The 25,032-nt window shown below is 63.3% G+C and carries 19 protein-coding genes; 10 read left to right on the forward strand and 9 right to left on the reverse strand.

Features of this window, described 5'->3' with window-relative positions; all coding sequences use genetic code 11:
- Window positions 1-16: 16 nt before the first annotated feature.
- The 3 genes from N5P29_RS10200 to N5P29_RS10210 all read right to left on the reverse strand — a co-directional run bounded on the left by N5P29_RS10200 (window position 17) and on the right by N5P29_RS10210 (window position 3,206).
- Complete coding sequence (locus tag N5P29_RS10200) at window positions 17-787, reverse strand: DeoR/GlpR family DNA-binding transcription regulator (RefSeq protein ID WP_262278449.1); 771 nt, start codon at window positions 785-787, stop codon at window positions 17-19.
- Window positions 788-849: 62 nt separating this feature from the next.
- Window positions 850-1,887: a 4-hydroxythreonine-4-phosphate dehydrogenase PdxA gene (pdxA, locus tag N5P29_RS10205; RefSeq protein WP_262278450.1), complete on the reverse strand. Its 1,038-nt coding sequence runs from the start codon at window positions 1,885-1,887 to the stop codon at window positions 850-852.
- A complete protein-coding gene (locus tag N5P29_RS10210; RefSeq protein WP_262278451.1) occupies window positions 1,884-3,206 on the reverse strand; it encodes a four-carbon acid sugar kinase family protein in 1,323 nt (440 codons plus the stop codon). The genes pdxA and N5P29_RS10210 overlap by 4 nt, the downstream gene beginning before the upstream one ends.
- Window positions 3,207-3,886: 680 nt before the next feature.
- Between N5P29_RS10210 and ppsA the strand changes: the two genes are divergently transcribed.
- The 3 genes from ppsA (at window position 3,887) to N5P29_RS10225 (ending at window position 7,689) form a co-directional block, all read left to right on the forward strand.
- On the forward strand, window positions 3,887-6,286 hold the full coding sequence (gene ppsA, locus N5P29_RS10215; RefSeq protein WP_262278452.1) for a phosphoenolpyruvate synthase: 2,400 nt from the start codon (window positions 3,887-3,889) through the stop codon (window positions 6,284-6,286).
- Window positions 6,287-7,129, forward strand: coding sequence for a pyruvate, water dikinase regulatory protein (locus N5P29_RS10220; protein ID WP_262278453.1), 843 nt, complete (start codon window positions 6,287-6,289; stop codon window positions 7,127-7,129).
- Between the two features lie 134 nt (window positions 7,130-7,263).
- Complete coding sequence (locus N5P29_RS10225; RefSeq protein ID WP_262278454.1) at window positions 7,264-7,689, forward strand: ChaB family protein; 426 nt, start codon at window positions 7,264-7,266, stop codon at window positions 7,687-7,689.
- Window positions 7,690-7,892: 203 nt separating this feature from the next.
- Here N5P29_RS10225 and N5P29_RS10230 read toward each other — a convergent pair whose 3' ends face one another.
- Together N5P29_RS10230 and N5P29_RS10235 are read right to left on the reverse strand one after the other, a co-directional pair.
- The gene (locus N5P29_RS10230; RefSeq protein WP_262278455.1) at window positions 7,893-9,341 is read right to left on the reverse strand and encodes an SLC13 family permease; all 1,449 of its coding nucleotides are present in this window, start codon (window positions 9,339-9,341) and stop codon (window positions 7,893-7,895) included.
- Between the two features lie 12 nt (window positions 9,342-9,353).
- A complete protein-coding gene (locus N5P29_RS10235) occupies window positions 9,354-10,472 on the reverse strand; it encodes a PrpF domain-containing protein (protein WP_262278456.1) in 1,119 nt (372 codons plus the stop codon).
- Window positions 10,473-10,705: 233 nt separating this feature from the next.
- Here N5P29_RS10235 and N5P29_RS10240 point away from each other — a divergent pair, with 233 nt between their 5' ends.
- Window positions 10,706-11,644 carry a LysR family transcriptional regulator gene (locus N5P29_RS10240; protein WP_262278457.1) on the forward strand — a complete coding sequence of 313 codons (939 nt, stop codon included), beginning with the start codon at window positions 10,706-10,708 and terminating at the stop codon, window positions 11,642-11,644.
- Window positions 11,645-11,681: 37 nt separating this feature from the next.
- Here the strand turns inward: N5P29_RS10240 and N5P29_RS10245 are convergent, their stop codons facing one another.
- Window positions 11,682-12,494, reverse strand: coding sequence for an MBL fold metallo-hydrolase (locus N5P29_RS10245; protein ID WP_262278458.1), 813 nt, complete (start codon window positions 12,492-12,494; stop codon window positions 11,682-11,684).
- Between the two features lie 199 nt (window positions 12,495-12,693).
- On the opposite strand from N5P29_RS10245, the gene N5P29_RS10250 reads away from it, so the two are divergent.
- From N5P29_RS10250 to N5P29_RS10265, 4 genes are read left to right on the forward strand one after another with little or no spacing between them, the layout of a single operon-like run.
- Complete coding sequence (locus N5P29_RS10250; RefSeq protein ID WP_262278459.1) at window positions 12,694-13,716, forward strand: 3-oxoacyl-ACP synthase III; 1,023 nt, start codon at window positions 12,694-12,696, stop codon at window positions 13,714-13,716.
- Entirely contained in the window at window positions 13,710-16,379 is a 2,670-nt protein-coding gene (locus tag N5P29_RS10255) for an alpha/beta fold hydrolase (protein WP_262278460.1), read from the forward strand. Before N5P29_RS10250 ends, N5P29_RS10255 begins: the two co-directional genes overlap by 7 nt.
- Complete coding sequence (locus N5P29_RS10260; RefSeq protein ID WP_262278461.1) at window positions 16,376-17,371, forward strand: NAD-dependent epimerase/dehydratase family protein; 996 nt, start codon at window positions 16,376-16,378, stop codon at window positions 17,369-17,371. Before N5P29_RS10255 ends, N5P29_RS10260 begins: the two co-directional genes overlap by 4 nt.
- A gap of 1 nt (window position 17,372) precedes the next feature.
- Entirely contained in the window at window positions 17,373-17,579 is a 207-nt protein-coding gene (locus N5P29_RS10265; protein WP_262278462.1) for a hypervirulence associated TUDOR domain-containing protein, read from the forward strand.
- On the opposite strand, the gene N5P29_RS10270 is transcribed toward N5P29_RS10265, so the two are convergent.
- Together N5P29_RS10270 and ligD are read right to left on the reverse strand one after the other, a co-directional pair.
- Complete coding sequence (locus N5P29_RS10270) at window positions 17,563-18,741, reverse strand: cation:proton antiporter (RefSeq protein WP_262278463.1); 1,179 nt, start codon at window positions 18,739-18,741, stop codon at window positions 17,563-17,565. The two genes, N5P29_RS10265 and N5P29_RS10270, sit on opposite strands and share 17 nt — an antisense overlap.
- Window positions 18,742-18,787: 46 nt before the next feature.
- On the reverse strand, window positions 18,788-20,026 hold the full coding sequence (gene ligD, locus N5P29_RS10275; protein ID WP_262278464.1) for a non-homologous end-joining DNA ligase: 1,239 nt from the start codon (window positions 20,024-20,026) through the stop codon (window positions 18,788-18,790).
- Window positions 20,027-20,123: 97 nt separating this feature from the next.
- Here ligD and N5P29_RS10280 point away from each other — a divergent pair, with 97 nt between their 5' ends.
- On the forward strand, window positions 20,124-21,872 hold the full coding sequence (locus N5P29_RS10280; RefSeq protein ID WP_262278465.1) for a pyruvate dehydrogenase: 1,749 nt from the start codon (window positions 20,124-20,126) through the stop codon (window positions 21,870-21,872).
- Between the two features lies 1 nt (window position 21,873).
- Here N5P29_RS10280 and uvrA read toward each other — a convergent pair whose 3' ends face one another.
- Window positions 21,874-24,390 (reverse strand): excinuclease ABC subunit UvrA, encoded by a 2,517-nt coding sequence (uvrA, locus tag N5P29_RS10285; RefSeq protein WP_262278466.1) that lies wholly within the window; start codon window positions 24,388-24,390, stop codon window positions 21,874-21,876.
- Window positions 24,391-24,530: 140 nt separating this feature from the next.
- Here uvrA and N5P29_RS10290 point away from each other — a divergent pair, with 140 nt between their 5' ends.
- Entirely contained in the window at window positions 24,531-25,025 is a 495-nt protein-coding gene (locus tag N5P29_RS10290; protein WP_262278467.1) for a hypothetical protein, read from the forward strand.
- Window positions 25,026-25,032 lie beyond the last annotated feature (7 nt).

Genomic DNA, 25,032 nt, shown 5'->3' on the forward strand with positions numbered 1-25,032 from the left:
GGCGCCCACCGCAGCATCAATCGACAGGCACGACCTGCACCTGCACACCTGCGCTGACGAACTTGCTGACTTCCTTGGGGTCGGCGCCGTCGTCGGTCACCAGCGTCCACGGTGCGGCGAGCCGGGCCCACGCATGGAAGGGACGAAGACCAAGCTTGGAAGAATCGGCCAGAACATAGACACTGTTGCCCCGCCGCGCCATGAGTTCCTTGAGTCGCGTTTGGGAATGGTCCGCCTCGCAGATTCCATCCTCAGCGGTGACTGCGTCAGCCCCAAGGAAAACGCGGTCAAAACTCATTCGCTCCAAGGCCACTTCGGCCAGGGGGCCAACGAAGCTCTGGCTGACGGTGCGTAGCCGGCCACCCAGGCAGTCCACCTCTATCCCTTCGGAATCGGCCAATTCCTGCAAGGTGTTGATGCCCGGAGTCGTCACGGACAACGGGCCGAACCCCCGCAGTTCGTGAGCCAAAGCACCAACTGTTGAGCCGGCGTCGAGAAGGATGTTTTCCCCGGGCCGGACTTCAGCCGCAGCCCAGCGCGCTATGGCGTGCTTTTGTTCAAATGCTTCGCCGGTGCGCTGCCGAAGGGAGGCTTCGGGATGTGCCCCGAGTGCCATGGCCCCGCCGTAGGTTCGCGCGAGGCGACCCTGCGAATTCAGCAACGCCAGGTCCCGGCGGATAGTTGAGGCGGTGACGTCGAACCGGGCCGACAGTTCTTCCACCGACGCCAGGCCGGTGGTTACGGCAAGGTGATAGATCTCCTCGCGCCTTGCGCTTGCTGAGAGCATTCCCAGGCCTCCTTACCGTGACAGTGCTAACCATGCTAACTGCCCTACAGGGCGACAATCGGTTACACAGCCATGCTGGGACGGGTCGCCATCTCGGCGGCCTGATGCAGTGCTTCGACCATGCTGCGGGGATCGGCAATTGCCTTGCCGGCAATATCAAAAGCGGTGCCGTGGTCCACCGAGGTCCGGATTACAGGCAAGCCCACTGTGATGTTGACGCCGGCCTCGATTCCGAGAACCTTGACAGGGCCGTGCCCTTGATCGTGGTACATCGCTACGACGAGGTCGTAGTCTCCGCGTCCGGCCAGGAAGAACAGTGTGTCGGCGGGCAAGGGGCCGACCGCGTTGATTCCGTCAGCTTGTGCCGCCTTGACGCCGGGCTCGATCTTCTCGGCTTCCTCGCCCTGTCCGAAAAGGCCATTTTCCCCAGCGTGCGGATTAATGGCACATACGCCGATTTTTGGTTCGGGCACCCCGGCCCGGACCAGGGCTTCGTGTCCGCGGCGGATGGTGCGCTCCACCAATCCTGGTTCTATCTTGCGGATGGCATCGGCCAGCCCGATGTGGGTAGTGACGTGGATGACGCGGATCTTGGGCGTTGAGAGCATCATCGATACTTCTTCCGTGCCCGTCAGTTGGGCCAGCAATTCCGTATGGCCGGGGAAGATGTGCCCGGCGGCGTGCAACGCCTCCTTGTTCAGCGGCCCGGTGCAGATGGCTTGAACACGTCCGGCCATGGCGAGCTCGCTGGCTACCCTGATGTATTCGTAGGCTGCATGTCCGGCGACGGGGGAGAGCCTGCCCCAGGCGAGGTCCTCGGGGAGCAGCGCCAGGTCGATCACGTTAACCCGGCCCGGAGCGAAGACCGCGTCTTCAACGGTGGCGATCGGCTGGATGTCCGCCTCCACTCCCAGGATGTCCGACGCTTGCCGTAGCCGCAATGCGTCGCCGATGATCACGGGGCGGCACTCGGCGTTGCTTTGCGGATCAAGCGCGGCAGCCACCACCACCTCGGGTCCCACGCCGGCGCCGTCGCCCATGGTGACGGCGACGACGGGGAGGGACTGTTGCTCGGTTGCGGTACTTGCGGGAGTTGTCATGTTGGCTCCAGGTTGTGTGGAAGTCGGAGGGCAAAAGGTGTGGGAGGAACGCCCGCGGGCCGGCCGCGGCGCTGTTGTATCTCGTGGTGGAGCTGGCTGAGCGCCTGGTGGTCACCGAAGCTTCCGGGTTTGGTTCCCACCAGGGTTCCGTCGTTGGCGAGGCCAAGGACTGCGCCGTGTTGAACAGCCGCCAGCGGAACCATGGAGCGGATGCCCAGTGCATCCAGCACCTCACGGGCTGTCTCGCCCCCGGTCAGAATGAGGTCAGGCCCAAGTCCTCGGGCGGCGTCGGCAGCAAACCGGGCGATCGCCCGGACAATCCCGATCGCCCTGCCCGGGTCCACATCAGCTTGCTGCAGGGTCACGGCCACGTTGCTGGTAGCCCGCAGCGCATGCCGGGCTTCCTCCAGTTGCGATGTGTACCGCCCCGTGGCGCGGGGATCGAGCCGGATGACCATGAAGCCGTCCTCGGCAAGCTCCGACAGTTGGCTTTGCGCGGTAGGAGAGGCGGAACCGACGACGGCGAGAACCGGTGTAGGCGCTTCCTGCCGTTTCGGGATGGACGGCTTAGCCGTAGCCACGGATTGCGCGTTTCGCGCATTGCGTGTTGCCAGCCGCTGGGCCAGCACTTCGGCTAGGCCGCCGGTTCCGACCAGCGCTATCCGACGGTCACTGCACGTGAAGTCCAGCGTGATCACGGCATCGACCACATTTTCGAGATCGGACACGGACATTCCGTCCGCCACTGCTACTGAGGGGCTCTCGGCGTCGAGTACATCGGTCAGGATGGCGTCCAGCAGCTGGGAGCGAACCTGGTCGAGCCCGATTCCGTGCACGGATCCTGGAGCCTGCGGGCGGATCAGCTCGGCAACACTCGAGGGCGGGGTTCCCTGCTCTGCTTGCCAGAGGTCGGTGCGATCCAAGGGAAATTCATCCACGAAGGGCTTCCCATGCTGGACCGAGCGTCTGAGCTGGGGCAGTGCGCCGGCCACCACAACGCTGTAGCCAAGCTGGCTCAGTGCCGCGATCTCAGCGCTGATGTTGCCGCGCCAGAGTGAGTCGACCTTCTTGAACACCATCCCGGCATTCGTTGCGGCGGGGCTGGAGAAGGCTTGCGCGGCTGCATTGGCGGCCGCTGACCGCGGCAGTCCGCGTGAGTGGGTGTCTGTAATGACGACGTCGGTGACATCTCCCCGCGTGGAGACGTCGTCGTCGGACGTTCCGAGAAGAACCTGCGCGGTGTGTCCGTGGCGGACAAAGCAGGCTCCAACCTCGGCGGCACCGGAGAAATCGTCGGCTTGTACAAATACGGAAGCCACGCCGCTCCTCTCGTGTCGTTTGCTGGCCTGCACCCCATGGCTGCATGGGGTGCTCCCTACCATCATGGCACGAGTGCGTGGAACGCGCTTATGTTTCTGCGCGTTGTGCGCGGTAAGTCGACTAAAAGGAGTACGGCCCGCGATCGAAGTTCGATGCACATCACGGCCGGGCCACCTACACGCTTATGTGATCTCTGGACAACGCCCGCCAGGAACGGGCGTGGGCCACCCGGTGAACCCGCTGTGGCTGCCCTTGTCCGGGAAGTCGAGGCTGTCCACCGGGACCAGGAAAGGCATCCGGTTCCGGTAACTGACTCGTGCCCGTCAGTTGCCCCAGCCTCTCGGCGGATATGACAGGCTCGTCTGGGGATCGAAATTACCCATGAACCTATTGGCGGGCCGATATTTCTCGACACTTCAGGTGTTTGATGATGTCTGGCACGCCAGCGGGCGCGATTCCTCTGAACGATTAACTCGTCGGACTTAATCGTTGACCTTGCCTTGCCTGCAACACACCCCGAAGCTCCAACGTCAAGTCAAACCCACTCCAGCGGCCCTGGCCGCCGCATCACTGTTGCAAGTATCACATTTGTTTGCATCCAGACCCTTTGGCCCTGATCCTTGCAAGACCTAGTTTTTTTCAGCGCTTGTCAGAGCGTGCCCAATGGAGGACACAATTTATGACTAACGTTCTTTGGTTTTCTGAGCTTGGCCTGTCCGACCTTGACCAGGTCGGAGGCAAAAATGCATCGCTTGGGGAAATGGTTCAAAATCTCGCCTCGGCGGGGGTGAAGGTTCCGGGTGGTTTCGCGACGACGGCGGACGCTTACCGCCGTTTCCTGGCGGAGTCAGGCCTTGATACCCGGATTGAAAGCATTTTGGAGGGTCTGGACAGCGGCGATGTGGCCGCCCTGGCCAAGGTTGGCGGGGAGATCCGCTCCCTGATCCGTGAAACGCCGTTCCCGGCCGGGTTCGAAGAGGAAATCCGTTCGGCGTACCAGCGTCTCACCGAGGAGTACGGCGGGGATGTGTCCTGGGCGGTTCGCTCCAGCGCAACGGCTGAGGACCTTCCTGATGCTTCCTTTGCCGGACAGCAGGAGACTTTCCTGAACATCCGGGGGATTGAAAACATCCTGCTCGCGATCAAGGACGTTTTCGCGTCGCTGTACAACGACCGGGCCATCGCCTACCGCGTCCACCACGGCTTCACGCACTCCGAAGTCGCGTTGTCGGCGGGTGTGCAGCGCATGGTGCGCTCCGACGTCGGGGCCTCCGGCGTGATGTTCACTATGGACACCGAGACCGGCTTTACGGACGCCGTATTCATCACGTCCTCTTATGGCCTTGGCGAAGCCGTGGTCCAGGGTGCGGTGAACCCCGATGAGTTCTACGTCTACAAGCCTGCCTTGGCTGCTGGCCGCCCGGCGGTGCTCAAGCGCGGTTTGGGCGGGAAAGCCGTGCAGATGGTGTACACGGATTCCGACCAGGTTGGCAGGACCGTCGACTTCATCCCCGTGCCGCAGGAGTCCCGGAGCCGCTTCAGCCTCAGTGATGCCGAGGTGGAGCAACTTGCACGCCACGCCGTGGCGATCGAGCGTCACTACGGGCGGCCCATGGACATCGAATGGGGCAAGGACGGAGTGGACGGGGAGCTGTACATCCTCCAGGCCCGCCCGGAAACTGTGGAGTCCCGCAAGGCCGCGGGTGTTACCTCCCGCTACACGCTCACCGAGCGTTCCACGGTGTTGGTGGAGGGCCGCGCGATCGGCCAGCGCATCGGCGCCGGCCAGGTACGGGTTCTGTCCTCGATTGACCAGATGGCCTCCTTCCAGGAGGGCGATGTCCTGGTGGCCAACATGACCGACCCTGACTGGGAACCGATCATGAAGAAGGCCGCCGCGATCGTCACCGACCGCGGCGGACGGACCTGCCACGCGGCGATCATCGCCCGCGAACTGGGCATCCCCGCCGTCGTCGGTACCGGTTACGCGTCCCAGATCCTCAAGGACGGCACCCCTGTGACCGTCTCCTGCGCCGAAGGTGAAGCGGGGCTGGTGTACGAAGGGCTGCTGGAGTACTCACTGCAGGAGACAAGCCTTGACACCATGCCAGAAGCTCCCGTGAAGATCATGATGAACGTCGGGACCCCGGAGCAGGCGTTCAGTTTCGCCAAGCTCCCGAACCACGGCGTGGGCCTGGCCCGCCTCGAATTCATCATCAACCGGCAGATCGGTGTCCACCCCAACGCCCTGTTGGCTGTCGCCGGGGAGATTGAGCGTCCGGCAACCCTGGATGACTACACCGTCCGGCAGATCCAGGAGAAAACCGCAGCATACGAGGGCCCGCGCGATTACTACGTCAGGCGTTTGGCCGAGGGCATTTCGACCATCGCCGCGGCGTTCGCCCCTGAACCGGTGATCATCCGGCTCTCGGACTTCAAGTCCAACGAGTACGCCAACCTCATCGGCGGCCCTGCCTTCGAACCGGAGGAAGAGAACCCGATGATCGGCTACCGCGGAGCTTCCCGGTACCTCTCCGAGTCCTTCCGGCAGGCTTTCGAACTCGAGTGCGAGGCCCTGAAGTACGTCCGCAATGAGATGGGCCTGACAAACATCAAGCTCATGGTCCCGTTTGTGCGCACCCTGGAGGAGGCAAGCGGCGTCATTGACCTGCTCGCAGCCAATGGACTGCGCCGCGGCGAGAACGGCCTGGAAATTGTCATGATGTGCGAACTGCCGGCCAACGCACTCCTGGCCGATGAGTTCCTGGAGTACTTTGACGGGTTCTCCATCGGTTCCAACGACCTCACCCAGCTCACCCTCGGCCTTGACCGGGATTCTGCCTTGGTCGCTGACGGCTTCGATGAGCGGAACCCGGCAGTGACCAAGCTCCTGGAGCTGGCCATCTCGGCGTGCCGGGCCAAGGGGCGGTACGTGGGAATCTGCGGCCAAGGGCCCAGCGACCACCCGGACTTCGCCGAATGGCTGCTGGCACAGGGCATCAGCTCGATTTCGCTGAACCCTGACGCCGTCACCGAGACCTGGTTGCGTCTGGCCCGCACCACCAGCACACCGGTCTAAATGGCAGATCAGGCAACCGTGGGGGCGGGCTCCGCGCCCGCCCCCACGGTGTTCTTTCTTTCCGACAGCACCGGGATCACGGCAGAAACCCTGGGCAACACGTTGCTGACCCAATTTCCGGGCCAGCGGCTGGAGCGCCGCACCATCCCGTTCATCACCACCATTGAGCAAGCACGCGAGGTGGTGGCCGTGATCGACAAAGTGGCGGCCTCAGGTCCCGTGCCGATCATCTTCTCTACTGCCGTGGGGCAGGACATCCGCGCCGTGCTGTCGCAAAGCCGCGGGCAGTTCTTCGACTTGTTCGGTACGCACATCGGGCAGCTGGAACAAACCCTCGGCTCTGCGGCCAACGGCAAGCCTGGCCAGGCCCACGGAGTGGGGGATGCAGTCCGCTACCAGTCCCGCATGGCCGCCGTCGAATATGCGATCGAGCACGACGACGGCCAGTCCCTTCGCGCGCTGGAGCGTGCTGAGCTGATCCTCATCGCCCCCTCGCGCTGCGGCAAGACGCCCACCACCATGTATCTTGCCCTGCAGCATGGCATCCTGGCCGCCAACTTTCCCTTGGTCGAAGAGGATTTCGAGGTGTTGGCGCTCCCGAAGCCGTTGTTGCCTTTCGCGGACAAATGCTTCGGCCTGACTTCGCAACCGGTCAGGCTGAGCCAGATCCGCCAGGAACGCCGGCCGGGCAGCAGCTACGCATCCCTGAACCAATGCACCTTCGAACTCCGGAACGCCGAGGACATGTACAGGGCCAACAACATCCCGTACGTGAACTCCGCATCCATGTCGGTTGAGGAAATCTCGGCCACAGTACTCCAGCGAATGCAGCTGCATCACTGAGATTGGGCTGGCCCTACTCTGTCCCCAGGACCCGGTAGGGCTCAGTTCGTTGGGCACCTTGCCCCAAAGTACTAAGCATGCTTAGCTAATTTGGAACGGCCCGGCGCCTGTGGGCCCGAAAGTTGGAGGGGGCCATGCCCAAGACCGGGAAGAATGATCACGCCCGCAAAGATGAACTGCCGTCGACATTGCAACGTTCGGAGCAGAAGGCCCAGGACACGTTCGCCAAGACCTACGATTCGGCCATGGAATCCTACGACAACGATGCCAGCCGGGCGGCACGCACTGCCTTTGCTTCCTTGAAGCACAGTTACGAGAAAGTCGGGGACCACTGGGAACCCAAGGACGAGCGCGGTCCTTCCGATGCGCACGCCGTGGAAGGCGTGGACTCAACCTCGCCGACAGCTGGGGGAGTGGATGCCAATGCATCCAAGGGGCACCTCTACGAAAGGGCCCAACAGCTTGGCATCAAGGGCCGTTCGAAAATGAGCAAGGACGAGCTCGTGAACGCGCTGCAGAAGGCCAATGACGCCGCCACCCGGCGGGCACGCGAAGGCTAATCGCGGTTCTTCCGCATCCCCCTGTCGCGTTCCCCGGACATGACGTGGGCAGGGCCACCGTGTGGTGGCCCTGCCCATGCTGCGCTGGCATCCCTTCCTGCGCCCGTCCTTCGGGCTACCTGTTGCGATGGTGTGCAGAATGCGATTCCCAAACGCCCGCCGGGGAGACTGCTCCCGGCGACTTCTTGAAGTGCGGCTCCCGCCTACATGATTCCGGTGGGGACCAACAGCGCCCATGCCAGGGCCGGTGCCACCAGGACAACACCGCCGGCGTATGCCATGAGCTGCTTGTAAACGCGCTGGCGGTCATCATCGCGGGCGTTGGCCACTACCAGTGCTCCATCGGTGGAGAAGGGCGATACGTCCACCACGGTTGCCGCGATGGCCAGAGCCGCCACCGTACCTGAGGCGCTGAGCGAACTCGTCGCCAGCAGCGGGCCTGCCAGGGGGATGAAAGCGGTGAGGAGCGCCGTGGAGGACGCGAAGGCCGAACCGACTCCGATCACGTAGCAGAGGACCAGTGCAATCAGCAGCGGCGCACCAAGTGCCAATGCCATCTCCGCGAGGGTGTCAATCACGCCGACGTGCTGGAGCAAGGAAACGTAGGTGATCATGCCGGCCACCAGCAGGACAGTGGACCAGGAGATGCCGCCAATGAAGGTCTTGTGCTCCTTGATGTTGACCAGGGCCAACAACAGTCCTGCCGAGAGGGCCACGAAGCCAATCGGCATGCGGAAGCCGAGGGTGCAGACGAGGATCGCCAGGATGAGTGCCAAGGTGAGGATCTGCTGGCCGCTGGGACGCTCGATTCGGGCTGTGTCGAGTCCGGCGTACTCGTTGGAGTGCTTGTCGCGCAGCTTGCCCATGAGGGCGAAGAGCACGATCGTCAGGGCCGACAGAATGAAGTTGAGGGCGAAGCTGGCCAGGAACAACGCGCCTTGGTCGATGGGAAAGTCGTTCTTGTGTGCGATGTCGTGGACGAGGACGCCCGCCACGGAAAGGGGCGAGAAGCCGCCTGCGTGGGCTCCGTTGATGACGAAGGCGCCCATGAGGACGGGGTGGATGCGCGATTCGTAGGCAAGGCCCAGTGCCGCGGGTGCCAGCAGCGCGACGGCGGCGGGGCTGAAGGTGCCCAGCGAGGTGAGGGCGGCGGCCATGAGGAAAAAGACCCACGGCAGGAGCATGGTCTTGCCCCTGACCATCCTGACGCAGCTTTGGACGATGATGTCGATGGAACCGTTTCGCTGCGCCATGCTGAAGAAGTAGGTGACGCCGATGATCGTCAGCACGATGCTGGCGGGGAACTCTTCAAGAATCTGCTTGTCGGTCATGCCGAGGACGAAGTAGCCGACGCCGAAGGAGGCTACCAGCCCCATCACGCCGATGTTGAGCGGCCACTTGGTGGCGACGACGAACATCACCACCAGGATGACCAGCGGGATGATCTGCGTGGCAGTCATGGTCGGCTCCGATTCCGGGGTGGCCGCCGGGTTGAAGACCGCACCCCCAAACAGGATGGCGACCAGACCCAGGATGACGGAAGCGGCAACCGTTACCAGCAGGATACGGCGGCGTGTGTTGGGGCGCTTGGAACGCTGGTCACGAATGTCGCTCTCTGCCTCGGGAGTTGGTTGGTAAATAGTCTTAGCCATGGTGTTCTCTCCTCATCGAGTGGCTGTTTCCAGTGAGGCTTCGACGGCGTTGCCGAGAGTCTCCGGGAGGTGGATGATGCTGGTGGCGATGCTGCGGGCTGTCCGGTCAACGCCGACAAGAACGGAGCCGTGGTGCTCTTCGCTCCATGTTTCGATGACACCGGCGGGTGTCTTCAGTTTCAGTTCTGCGCGTGCGGCTTCGCCTGTGATGGCGTTAAGCACTGTCCCCGGTGTCCGCGCGGCGAGGGTCAAGGCGATGCTTCCGGTGATGGCCAGGGCCGGATGCGGCTTGCCCATGGAAAGCATCATGACGTTGACATCGGAGTCAGGATTCGCGCCGCTGGGCGGGCCGACGATGGCCAGCTTCGGTACGGCCCGGGCCGCTTGGGCGGGCGTGGCCGCCATTCCCATCCGGACTGCTCCCTGGCGGCGGATGGTGTCCAGGGTGTCCAGGTGCTGTTCCACACCTTCCTTCCACGAGTCGTAACGGGCAGTGTCCAGTCCAAGATCTTCGGCGCGGACAATAACCACAGGAGCGCCGGCGTCGACCATCGATACGGTCCAGGACTTTCCGGCGGCCATCACGGTGTCGCTTGCGGTTCCGGTGGGCAGCAGCTGTCCGGTCGTTTTGCCGGCAGGATCCTGGAAGCCGAGGCCCACCTTGAATCCGGGAAAGGCGACGCCTGGCATCTGCGCGTCCGGGACGATGGGCAGGGCCCCCGAGGGAGTTGCCACCTGCTGGATGATGAGCTGGTCTGTATTTGTATTGCGGGTGACGATCCGCGTCGTGTCGCCCTGGGGGGTGACCCATCCCTTTTCGATGGCATAAAGACCCACTACAGCTGAGCAGTTTCCGCAGTTGCTGCCCCAATCGACGGTGGCTTCCTCGATGCCTACTTGGGCGAAGGTGAACTCCACGTCAACGGAAGGGTCTGACGGGCGACGCAGGATCATCGCCTTGCTGGTGGTGGAGGTCGCGCCACCGACCCCATCGATTTGCCGGGAATCGGGACTTCCGAAGAGGCGCGGCAGCAGTTGGTCGAGGTCGATGCTGGTTTCGTTCAAATTTTCGGTCTCGAAGACCCAGCACTTGCTGGTTCCTCCGCGCATCCACTCTGCTTCAATCTTCATCAGTCCTGCACTCCTTCTGCCGTTCCCGGCGGGCTCTTCATTCAGCATGAGCCGGATCACACATGAAGACAATGTGCAATAAATGAAGGAGGGTGTAGCAATGCTTCATTCATCGCAGAATGGGGACTGGATCATGCCGTTTCTGGCTGTTGAAGGGGCTAAGCGGGCTAATGGATGGTTGATATCCCGGTATCCATGTATAGGATTAACCAAATCCGCAGAAGGGTACACAATTGCTTAACGATGAAGCCCAAAATTTATACGACATCCGCAGGCTTGCTCTGTTGGTCGAGGTGGTGGAGCAAGGTTCGATCACCGCAGCAGCTGACACCATGATGTACACCCCTTCCGCCGTGTCCCAGCAGTTACGCAAACTCGAGCAGGAGGTAGGCCAGCCGCTCCTGAACAGACGCTCGCGGGGAGTAGTGCCCACGGAGGCGGGCCAGGTACTGGCGGGCCACGCGCGTAAGATCCTGGGACAGATCCGTGCAGCCCAATCCGATATAGACCAAATCGCGGGCCTCCGGCGGGGCTCGCTGACCATCGGCACCTTTCCCACCTTGGCGGGCTCTTTTCTCCCGGTTGTCATCCGGGCCTTCAAAAAGCGCTACCCGGCCATCGGCCTATCTGTTAGAAGTGCCCGGTTCGATGAGTTGGTGTCGGACCTGGAGTCGGGAGTTACTGGTCTGTGCCTCCTGTGGGACTACCCGTGGAATCGCTTCGAAGACGAGTCGATCAGGACCACTGAGGTTTTCCAGGAGAGTACCGTCATCCTGGTGGCGAAGGGACATCCTCTGGCGGAGCGCGACGAAGTGTCCATGAACGAGCTCCGCAAGGAATCGTGGATCGTCCGCGCGGAGGCCCATCCCGTAGTGGAGGTTCTCCAGCGCTCTGCGCACGACGCCGGCTTTGAACCGACCATCGGCTTCCTGGCCAACGACTACCAGGAAGCGCAGGCCATGGTGAGTGTCGGCATGGGGGTCGCAATGGTTCCCAAGACAGCAGTGGCGTTGCAGCACCCCGATGTCAGGGTCCTGAGCCTAGGCTCGGCAGCCCCGCTTCGCCGGGTGCTGCTGGCGCAACGCCAGGACAAGGTTTATGCGCCGGCAGAGGTGGCTTTCCACACCACTCTTTTGGAAATCGCGCGCGAACGCGGCGCCGATTACCTCTGACTGCAGGTGGCGGGACGGCCAAAACCTCATCCCCGGCTCAGGTCAGATGGTCGAAATCGCCACGTGCCCACGCAGCGTGCCGTGCAGCCGATAGGCGCAGAATCTCCCGGGCGTCAGTACTGATCACGTTATTGAAGTTGCCATAGATCCGGTCGAAGGTGAGTTCTCCCAGCTGGGCGGCGATCCGCAAGGCCACATCACCGGAGAGCGGAAGATGGTTCGGGTAGCTGCGCATGAACGCTATGGAGCAACGGTCCGGATTGGGAAAGACGCTGTCGCCGGTGAGCAGGACACCTCGCCCCTGTGCTCCCGCTGCCCAGTGGGCCACTGCGCTGCCCGGGAAATGGCCCCCGGTCTGGTGCAGGGCCAACCCTTCGGCAAGCTGCAAGCCCCCCGACCAATAGGTAATCATCGGATCCTCGCGCCCAAGCCAGTCGCGGTCGGCTTCGGCAACCAACACTGGGACGCCCCCAAGCCGGCGCGACCACTCCACTTGGACTCCGAACATGTGTGGATGGCTCGAAGCGATGGCCAGCACAGGACCATGCGCGAGCACGGAGCGCACGAGGTTGTCATCGACATAGCCAATTGGATCCCAAAGCAGTGAACCTTGAGGCGTTACCACCAGCTGAGTGGTCTGGCCGATCCCTACCTTCGGTGCGGTGCTGATGCCAAGGAGCCCCGGCTCGTTCTCCCTCAATGGTGCCTGTTGGCCTGCCTGCTCCAGCGCCTCCAGTGTGAGCCAGGCTTGCCCATCCAGGGGAACATATTGTCGTTCATCAGCGCAGATGGGACAGGAAGCGGGCACGGGTTCATCGCGTTCGACGGCGCAGGTTGCACAGATCAGCATTCGTTGTTCCTCGCGGGCATTTGCCCAGACTATGGCAAAAGAAATTCTCCCGGAAGCGAAATCCGGGCGTTCCTTCCGGTGCGGGCGGGGGCCAAATAGGCATGAGGGGGATTTCCCCTGCATAGTTAATGTCTTGGGCTTGCATTGATGGGTACAGTCACCGCAAGAATGCAGCACGGAAATGAACAGGGGCTCGACTTTGGCAGGGAATGCAACCTTCCGGCACAGCAACACCGCACTGCTCTCGGTGAGCAGCGTCGAAGCCTCGAGAATTGTAAGTTCGAGGGACTTTGACCACAGGCTCGCATCCACCCTGAAGCGCCTGAAGTTTCCGCCGCGTTTGCTGGAGCGCGTGGCCGGCATCACGCACCGCAGATGGTGGGCGGCAGGGACTTCCTTTGATGACGCCGCTGTAGATGCGGGGGCAAAAGCCATGGCCGAAGCGGGCGTCGAGGCATCCGAAATCGGTTTGCTGATCAATACCTCCGTGACCAGGCGAAACCTGGAACCATCCGTGGCCGTCAAAATCCACCATGAACTCGGCTTGCCTTCGTCGGCGTTGAATTTCGATCTGGCCAACGCCTGCCTGGGATTCGTCAACGGCATGATCCTGGCGGCCAACATGATCGATTCCGGCCAAATCAAATATGCGGTGATTGTGAACGGCGAAGATGCCCAGAGCACCCAGGAAGCCACCTTGGAACGACTGCAGCGGCCCGAAACCACCCGCGAGGATTTCAACCGGGAATTTGCCACGCTCACGCTGGGATCAGGCGCTGCCGCGGCGGTCCTCGGACCCGCGAACGAGCACCCGGGCGGCCATCGGCTCGTCGGCGGTGTGATGAGGGCAGGTACTGAGCACCACGAACTGTGCGTAGGCGGTATCGATGGCATGAACACCGACACCAAAGGCCTGCTCGATGGCGGCCTTCAACTGGTGGTGGACGCCTGGCATGAGGCCCAGCGGGAGTGGGACTGGGCGGCAATGGACCGCTATGTCACCCACCAGGTCAGCAACGCCTACACCCAGGCGATCATTAATGCCATCGACCTGGACCCTGACAAGGTACCCATTACTTTCCCGCACTGGGGCAACGTTGGCCCGGCCTCCTTGCCCATGACCCTCGCTGCCGAGGCCCAATCGTTGACCTCCGGAGACCGTGTCCTGTGCATGGGTGTCGGTTCGGGCTTGAACGCGGGAATGGTGGAGATCGTTTGGTAGCCACCAGCTGGCCTGGCGTCGACCCGGAATGGTCGCGGATAGTTCACGCCAGTTCGACGTCGGCAGTTGACGCGCCTGGCACAACGCACCGCTGGCACAGCCTGGATAACGGCCCCCAACTCCAACGGCGGGGCCTGACTCCTGCAGGCACGCTGCTTTGTGTCCATGGGAATCCCACCTGGTCCTACCTTTGGCGGACACTGCTGGCCGCGGGCTCCGATGCCGACCATCCATGGCGCGTCGTCGCGGTGGACCAATTGGACATGGGCTTTTCGGAGCGAACCGGCACCTTCCGTCGCCTGCAAGACCGGGTGAACGACCTCGGCGATCTCAGCGAGGCCTTGGGCTTGGACGGTCCAGTCATTACGGTTGGCCATGACTGGGGTGGAGTCATCAGCCTCGGCTGGGCCCTGGCTCATCAGGACAAACTCGCGGGTGTGGTCCTCACCAACACGGCCGTCCACCAGCCTTCGGGTTCGGGCATTCCAGCGGCGTTGCAGCTGGCCTTGCACCCTGCGGTTCACCGCTGGGGTACCATCACCTCTGATGCCTTCCTCAGGGTGACCCATTCCCTGGCCCACCCGCCGTTACAGCCCGAAGTCAGGAAGGCCTATATGGCCCCCTATCGAGGCATGCAGCGCCGCGTGGGCGTGGGAAACTTCGTCGCTGACATTCCGGTGGATGAAACCCACCCCAGCTTCGCGGCATTGCAGGATATCGCAGAGGGTCTGCGCGAGCTCAAGGTGCCGGCCCTGATGCTGTGGGGCCCCAAAGACCCTGTCTTTTCCGACAGGTATCTCAAGGACTTGATGGAACGGCTTCCGCAGGCGGACGTCCATCGCTTCGAAGGCGCCGGTCACTTGGTGGCAGAGGACAGGGACATCGCCACGCCACTCTTCCAGTGGCTCGCTGGCCGCCAAGAACCTGCCGGCGTGCGGGAGGCTGATACTCTCCCGCCCAGGCAAACACGGGAGGAGCCCTTCCGCCCGTTTTGGGATTCCGTGGAGGCCCTGGCCAGCGGAACCGACAACGTCGAAACGGCTGTCGCCGAGATGGGAAGCGACGGCAAGATCAGCCGCTCACTGAGTTGGCAACAGCTGCACCGGAGCATCCTGGAGCTTCAGGAAGGGCTTCGGCAGGCCGGCGTGGGCAGGGGCACCCGGGTGAGCCTGATGGTCCCGCCGGGCGTGGATCTCACCGTGACTCTTTACGCTTGCCTGCGGCTGGGTGCCGTCGTGGTGGTTGCCGACGCCGGGCTGGGAGCCAAGGGGCTGAGCAGGGCGGTAAAGGGCGCAACCCCTGATGTCATCATCGGCATCGAAAAAGCCCTGGCAGCGGCCTCGTTACTTGGCTGGCCGGGGCGTCGGTTCAGCGTTCGCGACCTTCCGGCGGGCCGCCGTCGTATGCTTCGGGCGGAAACCTCGCTGGACGCCCTGGCGAGGCAGGGCGCAGCAAGTGGGCACCAACCACAACCACCGGACCCCGCCGAACCAGACGCGCCGGCTGCGGTCCTGTTCACCTCCGGCTCTACCGGCCCGGCTAAAGGTGTCCTTTATACCCACCGGCAGCTGACGGCGATGCGCGACACAGTCGGCGGAACTTTCGGCATCCAAGCCGGTTCCAGGCTGGTGGCCGGCTTTGCTCCGTTCGCCTTGCTGGGACCGGCACTTGGCGCGGTTTCTGTGACCCCGGATATGGACGTTACAGCCCCAGGAACTTTGACTGCCGGGGCTCTGGCGGACGCCGTCGCGGCCATTGGTGCGACGGTTGTTTTCGCCGCGCCTGCCGCCTTGCGCAATGTGGTGGCTACCGGCGACGCCCTGACTGGGCCCGGTCGCGAGGCCCTGGGCAAAGTTGGACTCCTGTTGTCCGCCGGTGCGCCTGTGCCGGAGCCATTGCTGGTCCGCGTCCAGGAACTGTTGCCGCACGCGTCGTTGAGGACCCCATACGGGATGACCGAAGCACTCCCTGTTACCGACATCAGCCTCGAGCAGATCCAGGCGGCAGCAGCTGACGCGGCGACCGGCAACTGCCCCGGTGCAGGAAATGGCGTTTGCGTGGGGACCGCTGTGCAGGGCGCAAGCCTGGCAGTCATACCCTTGGACTCTGACGGCAAGGCATCCGGTTCGAGCCCTGTCACCGACGCCGCCGTCACCGGCGAAATCCTGGTGGCCGCACCGCACGTCAAGCAGGCCTACGACCGGCTGTGGGTCACCCAGAAGGACAGCGTCGACCCGCCGGGGTGGCACCGGACCGGTGACGTTGGACATTTCGACGCCGAAGGCCGACTGTGGGTGGAAGGCCGCCTTGTCCACGTCATCACCGCGCCGGACGCGGTGGTCACGCCGGTAGGTGCCGAGCAAGCCATTGAGCAACTCGAGAGCGTCCGTCTTGCCGCGGTTGTTGGTGTGGGGCCGGGCGGCACGCAAGCCGTTGCCGCCGTCGTCGAAACCGTTCCGGCGGCCCGCAAAGCGGGTCCGGCCGCGCCGCAGCTTGCTGCCGGCATCCGGCGGGCAGCGTTGGGCGCCGGCGTCCAGGTCTCGGCAGTGCTCGAGGTGCCGGCCCAGCCCACGGATATCCGGCACAACGCCAAGATCGACCGGACCCGCCTGGCCCGGTGGGCCAACCGTGTACTGGCCGGTGGCCGCCCGGGTAAGCCATGAGGGTTCTCGTTACGGGAGCCAGCGGGCTACTGGGCAGTGAGGTGGCCCGGGTTCTGGTGTCCCAGGGCCACGAGGTCACCACCTTTCAGCGGAGGCCCTCCGGAGTCGAGGGGGCTACGGACATTTGCGGTTCGGTGACCGACGACGCCGATGTCCGGCGGGCGGTGGACGGAGCGGAAGGACTCATCCATCTGGCAGCGAAGGTTTCCTTCGCGGGCCGTGCCGCGGACTTCCACAGCGTCAATGTCGAAGGAACCCGCCGTCTGTTCGAAGCGGCCCGGGCTGCCGGAGTGGGGGACACGGTGTTTGTATCCTCTCCTTCGGTTGCGAACTCCGGCCGGGCGATTGCCGGCCTCGGGGCAGAACCGGCAGACCCGGTGCGGGCGCACGGCCACTATTCGCGCACCAAGGCTGAAGCAGAACTTTTGGCCCTGGCCTCCGATGCCCCGGAGTTCAGGGTCGCCGCGGTACGGCCACACATCGTGTGGGGCCCCGGCGATACCCAACTGGTGGAAAGGGTCCTGGCGCGGGCCGCACAGCACCGCCTGCCGCTTCTCGACGCCGGGGCGGCACTGATCGACACCACCTATGTGGACAATGCTGCATCGGCAATAGTTGCAGCCCTGCATCGGATGGACCACGTTCGAGGCAAAGCGGTGGTGGTGACCAATGGCGAGCCGCGGCCCATCGGCGAGCTCCTGGCTGACATTTGTGCGGCCGGAGGAGTCCAAGCGCCATCGTGGGCCGTACCAGGCGTTGTGGCGAGGGCGGCCGGCTCCGTAGTTGAAAAAGCCTGGACGTGGGCACACCGCGCCGATGAACCCCCGATGACAAGGTTCCTCGCCGAGCAGCTCTCCACCGCGCACTGGTTCGACCAACGCCAGACGCGGCGGCTCCTTGATTGGTCGCCGGTGGTCACCCTTGATGAGGGCCTTGCCCGCCTGGCAGAGTACTACGAAGGCAGAAGAACGGACCTCACACCGAAGGACTGACATGGCACTGAAAGCCGGAACCCACGTTGAGTGGAACACCCCGCAGGGCAAAACGCACGGCAAGGTCATAGAAAAGAAAACCAGCGACTTCGAACTCGACGGCAACACCCACCGGGCCAGCGAGGACGAGCCGCAGTACGTGGTGGAATCAGAGAAAACGGGAGCCCGTGCCGCGCACAAGGAGTCTGCGCTCACCGAGAAGAAGTAGCCCCCTGCAGCTGGCGAAGAGCGAACAAAGGGAACAGCAGGACGGAGAGCATGCCTGCGCCCACGAGGGCGGAGGCTATCCCACTGGATATCAGGTCATGGTCACGGCCGATGCCCGAGACGGCCACAATCACAGGCAAACCGGTTGCCCCGAAAAGCACGATTGCCCGCTTTCCCCGGGATGACGAGCCTGCCGGAGCTGCAAGCAGCGACGGCAGCCCACGCACAACCAGGAGCAGGACCAGGAACAAGGGGACCATGGCCAGGGCCAGGGGACTGGATGTCAAAGCGCCGAGCTCGAAATCTATCCCCGTATCGATGAAGAAGACCGGAACGAGGAAGCCGAAAGCGATGGCGTCGATTTTCCTGTCGATGACGACCCGGTCCGCTTCAGGCGCCCGCGCAATCGCCACCTTCCAGAGGACACCGGCAGCGAAAGCACCCAACAGCATGTCCAGTCCCAACAGCATGCTCAGGACGACAAGGGAGCTCAGGATCAGCATGATGGATCGCACCGCGAATTGCCCGCTGGTATGCAGCGTCCGGGTCACCTGCGAATGAAACAGGATGTGCCGGGAGCGAGATGCCAGCAAAATCGCCACCACCGTCAACAAAACGAAACCGAGGAGTACCCCCGAGGCCGCCCCCAGTTGCTTGCCACTGAAAAACAGTGAGATGGCAATGAGCGGGCCAAACTCGCCCACCGCGCCCAAAGCGGCAACCCCAATGCCGATGGGGGTCTTCACCTGGCCCGCGTCCCGCAGGATGGGCAACAGTGTTCCCAGGGCAGTGGAGGAGAGCGCGACGCCGATGATCACGGCCGCTTCCACAGCGGAGACCAACGCGAATCCGGCCGCCACGCCAGCAGCCAGGGAGATGATCCAGCCAACGGAGGCCCGGATGATGGGCCGGCCACGGATGGCCCCGAAATCAATCTCGTTGCCCGCCACAAAGAACAGCATGGCGAGCCCGAAATCCGCCAAGGTGTCGGTGAACTGTGTCGACTGGACCCAGCCGAGGACGCTGGGACCGAGCAGCATCCCAAGAACGATCTCGAACACCACGATGGGAATCTTCGCGATCCGCTCCACAAAGCGCGCAGCAAGGGGAGCCGCAACGGCCATGGCTGCGATGAGTACCAGCGACACTGACAGGCTTTCCATCACCGACGCCTCCGCCTATGGGTTTGCTGCCAAGGGGAATAGCCCGTCAGGGACGCCCGGTCCATTCCCTGCCAGCCCAGGGATCGTAGTCCGCAATCAGCGCCTCCTGCGGTGGCCGCTCCTGCTCGGGGACATGCTGGAGGTTGACCCTGACGCGATACCAGAGCGAACTCGATCCGCGCATTCCATCGATCAGGACGTCTGCTGGATGCAGCTTCGAAACAACGTCAGGATGCTGATTCTTCCATTCCTCCAACGCAGCCAGAGCCTCCGGCTTGGTCTTGGTACGTGCCACCTCAATGAGCGGCATTGATGATGTCCGGCGACCCGAGCCATCTCCTGATCGCGGGGCCTTCTCAGCGGGGCCAAGCTCGGCGGCCAGAGCAAGCAGCCCATCCAGGGAACCGGGTTCGTCGTCGATTCCGGAGTGGGGATCACCAGATGCGGCGAACCGCTCGGGCACCGTGAGTACCGTGAATTGCTCGGGCCGGGCGGAACGCACCTCCTCCCACGAAAGGGGCATGGACACCCGGGCATCGGGCCGCGACCGGACGGAGTAGGCGGAAGCTACTGTCCTGTCCTTGGCGTTCTGGTTGAAGTCCACAAAGACACTCTCACCCCGTTCTTCCTTCCACCATCGCGCCGTGGCGAGGCCAGGGGCACGGTTCTCCACTTCGCGGGCCAGCGTCTCCGCGGCCAAACGTACGTCGCGGTAGGACCAGCTGGGAGCTATGCGCACCAGGATGTGGAGTCCGCGGGAGCCGCTCGTCTTGGGCCATCCAGCAAGCCCGACGTCGCCCAGCACTTCGCGGGCCACATAAGCGGTGTCCACGATTTGGGACCAGTCGACGCCGGGCATGGGGTCCAGGTCCACCCGTAGTTCGTCCGGATGGTCCAGGTCTTCGGCCCGGACAGGGTGCGGGTTGAGGTCAAGGCACCCCAGATTCACAACCCACGCCAGGCCGGCGGCATCCCGGATGACCGTCTCCTCGGCAGAGGTTCCGGATGAATAGTGAAGTGTTGCCGTATCAATGAATTCGGGGTGGTTCTCCGGCACCCGCTTCTGGAAGAAAGGTTCGGCGTCGATGCCTTTCGGGAAACGCTTCAGCACCATCGGCCTGCCGCCCGCCCCACGGAGGGCGCCGTCGGCCACCGAGAGGTAGTAGTTGACCAGATCGAGCTTGCTCACGCCCGGTTCCGGAAAAACAACTTTGTCCGGGTTGGAGATACGGACTTCGGCGCCGCCTATGTCGAGTACTTCCGCCGGTGTCTTGGAGGGGCTCATGCGGTCACGCTAGCAATGAACATCGGATCCAACCAGAGGTTGGCCGACTATATTGGCCATGTCAGCCCACCACCACAATTGAGGGAGCCTGCACACAATGGCCAAGGAACTTGCCACCCAACTCATCGAACAACTCCAGGCTGCCGGTGTGCAGCGGATTTATGGAATCGTGGGCGACAGCCTCAATCCCATCGTTGACGCCGTTCGTCAGACAGGAGGCTCGAAAAACGGGGGCATTGACTGGATCCACGTCCGTCATGAAGAGGCAGCCGCGTTCGCTGCGGCGGCTGATGCGCAACTGACCGGAAAGCTGGCGGTGTGCGCGGGATCGTGTGGCCCCGGAAATCTGCACCTGATCAATGGCCTGTATGACGCCAACCGCACGGGCGCTCCCGTACTTGCCATCGCTTCACATATTCCCAGCAGGCAGATCGGCAGCGGCTTCTTCCAGGAAACCCATCCGGACAGGCTTTTCAACGAGTGCTCCGTCTATTCGGAGCTCATCAGCACCGCCGAGCAGGCACCCCGGGTCATGCACAGCGCCATCCAGAATGCCGTTGGCCTTCGAGGTGTCGCGGTGGTTACCCTTCCCGGCGATATCGCCGGCCTGGAGGCTGCAGCCCCGACGCCTTTGCCGGCAGCGTTCCGTCCCGCGAGCCTGGTACCGGACGCCGCGAGCGTCCGCGAACTGGCCGCGGCCATTAACGACGCCGGAAAGGTCGCCATATTCGCCGGTGCAGGTGTTGAGGGCGCCCATGACGAACTGATTTCTTTGGCGGGGCTGATTAACGCGCCCATCGGCCATTCGTTGCGGGGCAAGGACTTTGTCCAGTACGAAAACCCCTTCGACATCGGCATGACGGGCCTGCTTGGGTACGGAGCCGCGGCTGAGGGCATCGAGGACGCGGACCTGCTGATCCTCCTTGGCACCGACTTTCCCTACGACCAGTTCCTTCCCGATACCCGCACCGCGCAAGTGGACCGGGCCTCGGAGCGGCTGGGGCGACGCACCGACGTCGACATCGCAGTCCATGGCGACGTGCTTCCGACGCTGGCTGCCCTGCTGCCGCTGGTGAAACCCAAGAAGAGCCGCCGTTTCCTCGACCAGATGCTGAAGAAGCATGACCGCCTCATGAACAAGGCTGTGGGCGCCTACACCCGCAAGGTGGAGAAGAAGCAGCCCATCCACCCGGAATACGCGGCCTCGTTGCTGGACCAGCTTGCCGCCGACGACGCGGTATTCACCGCGGACACCGGCATGTGCAACGTCTGGACGGCGCGCTACATCAATCCCCTTGGAACCCGGCGTCTCATTGGATCCTTCCTGCATGGGTCCATGGCGAACGCGCTCCCGCACGCCATCGGTGCCCAGGTGGCCTATCCAGGGCGCCAAGTGGTGTCCGTTTCCGGCGACGGCGGCCTCTCCATGTTGCTGGGAGAACTCATCACGGTGGCCGCGCACAAGCTGCCGGTCAAGGTGGTGGTGTTCAACAACTCCACGTTGGGCATGGTCAAGCTGGAAATGCTGGTGGACGGACTTCCGGACTTTGGTGTCGACGTGCCTGATGCGAACTATGCGGAGGTCGCGAAGGCGTTGGGCTTCCATGCCGTACGCGTCACCGATCCTGCTGACATCGAGGGAGCCTACCAGGCAGCCTTCGCCCACCCCGGCCCTGCATTGGTCGAACTCATCACGGACCCCAACGCATTGTCCATCCCGCCGAAGATTTCGGGCTCGCAGGTTATCGGATTCGCCACTGCCATGTCCAAGGTGGTCCTGAACCGGGGCGCCGGAGAAGCTGTGAGCATGGCACGCAGCAATCTCCGGAACATCCCCCGGCGTTAGGCTACCGCTCCAGGGCGGCGGAGAGGTAAGGGGCCGTCCGGCTGTCGTCCGACCGCGCGACGACGGCCGGCGGGCCGGCCGCCATGACCGTACCACCGGCGTCGCCGCCTCCGGGGCCAAGATCGATCACCCAGTCCGCTCCCGCGACCACGTCCATTTCGTGTTCGACCACCACAACCGTGTTCCCCGCCTCCACCAGCCTGTGGAGCTGGGCCATCAGAAGCTGCACGTCCGCAGGGTGTAGTCCTGTGGTGGGTTCGTCCAGCAAGTACAGGGTGTGCCCGCGTTGGACACGTTGGAGTTCCGTGGCCAGTTTGATGCGCTGGGCTTCACCACCGGAGAGTTCTGTCGCGGGCTGTCCCAGCCTCAGGTAGCCAAGGCCAACCTCCTGCAGGGTTTGAAGGCTGCGGGATACCGACGGCAGATCCTCAAGGAACGCCGACGCGGCCTTGACGGTCATCCCCAGGACATCGGCAATATTCTTTCCCCGGTACGTCACCTCAAGGGTTTCAGGGTTGAAACGCGTGCCGTGGCACTCCGGACACGGACCGTAACTGCCCGGCAGGAACAGCAGTTCCACAGCCACGAATCCTTCACCCTGGCAGGTCTCACAACGACCTCCGGGAACGTTGAAGGAAAACCGCCCTGCTCCAAATCCGCGGGCCCGGGCACCGTCAGTGGCGGCAAATTCTTTCCTGACTCCGTCAAAGAGCCCGGTGTAGGTGGCCAGATTAGAACGCGGAGTGCGACCGATGGGCTTTTGGTCCACCTGCACGAGTCGGTCGAGACCCCCGAGCCCGGATACCAACGACCGTGCGTCGGTGGAGGGCTCCGGGTGCAGCCCGGCTTCCACCACAGCAGCCAGGACACGACTGACCAAGGTTGATTTGCCCGAGCCCGACACGCCCGTCACCGCCGTCAGCACTCCCAGCGGGAAGTCGACGTCAAGGTCGCGCAAATTGTGCTGGGTAACGTTGCGAAGGTTCAACCAGCCCTTGGGTTCCCGTGGGCCGTCGGCCGCCTCGTCCGAGCGGGTGTCGTTGCCGTTGTCAGCGAACAGGAATGGCCTCGTGATGGATTCATCCACGGATGCCAATCCTTCAACGGGGCCGCTGTAGAGCACCTTGCCGCCTCCTTCTCCGGCCTGGGGTCCCACATCCACCAGCCAGTCGGCGGCACGAACCAAATCCATATTGTGTTCGACCACAAACACCGAGTTACCGGAGTTCTTCAGGGTGTCCAGCACAGCCAGGAGAGGTTCGGCATCGGCTGGGTGAAGACCGGCAGAAGGCTCATCCAACACGTAGATAACGCCAAAAAGCCCGGACCGCAGCTGGGTGGCTATCCGGAGGCGCTGCATCTCACCGGGGGACAGGGTTGGCGTTGGTCGGCCCAGGGCGAGGTAACCCAACCCGAGATCCAGCAGAACCGTGATCCGGCTGAGGAGATCACGGGTGATGGCGATGGCAACTTCGTTGGTTTCGACGGACGTCTGGGTACGGGAGGCAGTGCCAGCCCTCTTCAACCCGGCGGTGGGGCGGAGAAGATCTGCCACGTCCGTCATGGGCAGAGCGTTGAGCTCGGCGATTGTTTTTCCCGCGAATGTAACGGCGAGTGCCTCGGGCCGAAGACCACTGCCTCCGCACACAGGGCATCGTCCCGTTTCCATGAAGCCCAGCACCCGGTCGCGCATGGCACTGCTCTTGGAATCCGCCAAGGTATGCAGGACGTACCGTTTGGCGCTCCAGAACCGTCCCTTATAGGGCTTGGCCACCCTGTCCCTCTGTGGTGTCACTTCCACAACTGGTTGTTCGTCGGTGAAAAGGATCCAGTCGCGGTCCTTTTTGGGAAGCTTTTTCCACGGAGTATCGACGTCGTATCCCAGGTGCGTGAGGATGTCACGGAGATTCTTGCCTTGCCAGGCACCTGGCCATGCCGCAATGGCACCCTCGCGGATGGTCAGCGAGGGGTCGGGAACCAGCGAGTCTTCGGTCACCGTATGGGCCACGCCCAGGCCATGGCATTCGGGGCACGCGCCGGCTGCGGTGTTGGGGGAGAATGCATCGGAATCGAGCTGGGTGGACCCTTCCGGGTATTTGCCCGCCCGGGAAAAGAGCATTCGGAGGGAGTTGGAGAGCGTCGTGAGCGTGCCGACGCTGGATCGGGCAGTGGCGGTTCCGCGCCGTTGTTGAAGTGCGACGGCGGGTGGCAGGCCGGTGATAGCCTCCACCTTGGGGTTGTGGCCTTGTTGGATGAGGCGCCTTGCGTACGGCGCCACGGACTCGAAGTAGCGTCGCTGCGCTTCGGCGAAGATGGTCCCGAACGCCAGGGAGGACTTCCCTGAGCCGGAGACACCCGTGAAGGCAACGATGGCGTCGCGTGGAACGTCCACATCCACGTTGCGCAGGTTGTTTTCCTTGGCGCCGCGCACTTTGACCATGCCGTCGTCGAGGTCGGCGGAGGTCCGGGCCTTGTGGCCGGACCCGGGGCGGCTGGCAATTGTCAGGTCACTGTCCATTTGTACGACTCTATCGGGCCTGGGCGGCGGGTCGTATCGGCAGACCTTGCCGGGATTGCCCCCTCGGTCCCTTAGCCTTCTAAGGGGCCGGACCCTTTACTGGCTTGTTTTCGTGGCGTTCGTCGGGTTGGGGAAGACTTGTGATCAAAAGAATGGTTTCAGCCGGGGTTCTGGCGATGATGATGGCGCTTGCCTCCGTCTGGATACCGACTGCCGCGCAAGCGGGTGCGCAGGTCTACAACCCATGCCAACGGCTCAGCGCCGGCCAGGTGAAGTATCCGTCGTATGCGGCCAACAAGGTCACCTTCGCGACGGCAGCGGACCGCTCCCAGTCGGCGGTGACTATCACCGGTTGTGTCAGGTCCGGCAGCGGATATGCGCAGGAGTGGCAGACGACAGGATTTGCCGGGACCAAGGGGTTTTCGGCCCAGAACCTGGCGTGGGAAGATACCTGGAAGTCGCCCACAGGCAGTTTCAGTTTCACTGAAGCCTTGGGACGGTCCAACCCGGGAACCGCGCTGAAGTACTACACCTTGAACCCCTACTCCCGCTGGGGAGGTGAACACGGCCCCAATTACAACCAGTACTTTGAGGGAACTGGTGGCGAATCGGACGAGAACCTCTGGACTTACTAGAATCAAG

It is taken from the genome of Paenarthrobacter sp. JL.01a (assembly GCF_025452095.1).
GTDB lineage: Bacteria > Actinomycetota > Actinomycetes > Actinomycetales > Micrococcaceae > Arthrobacter.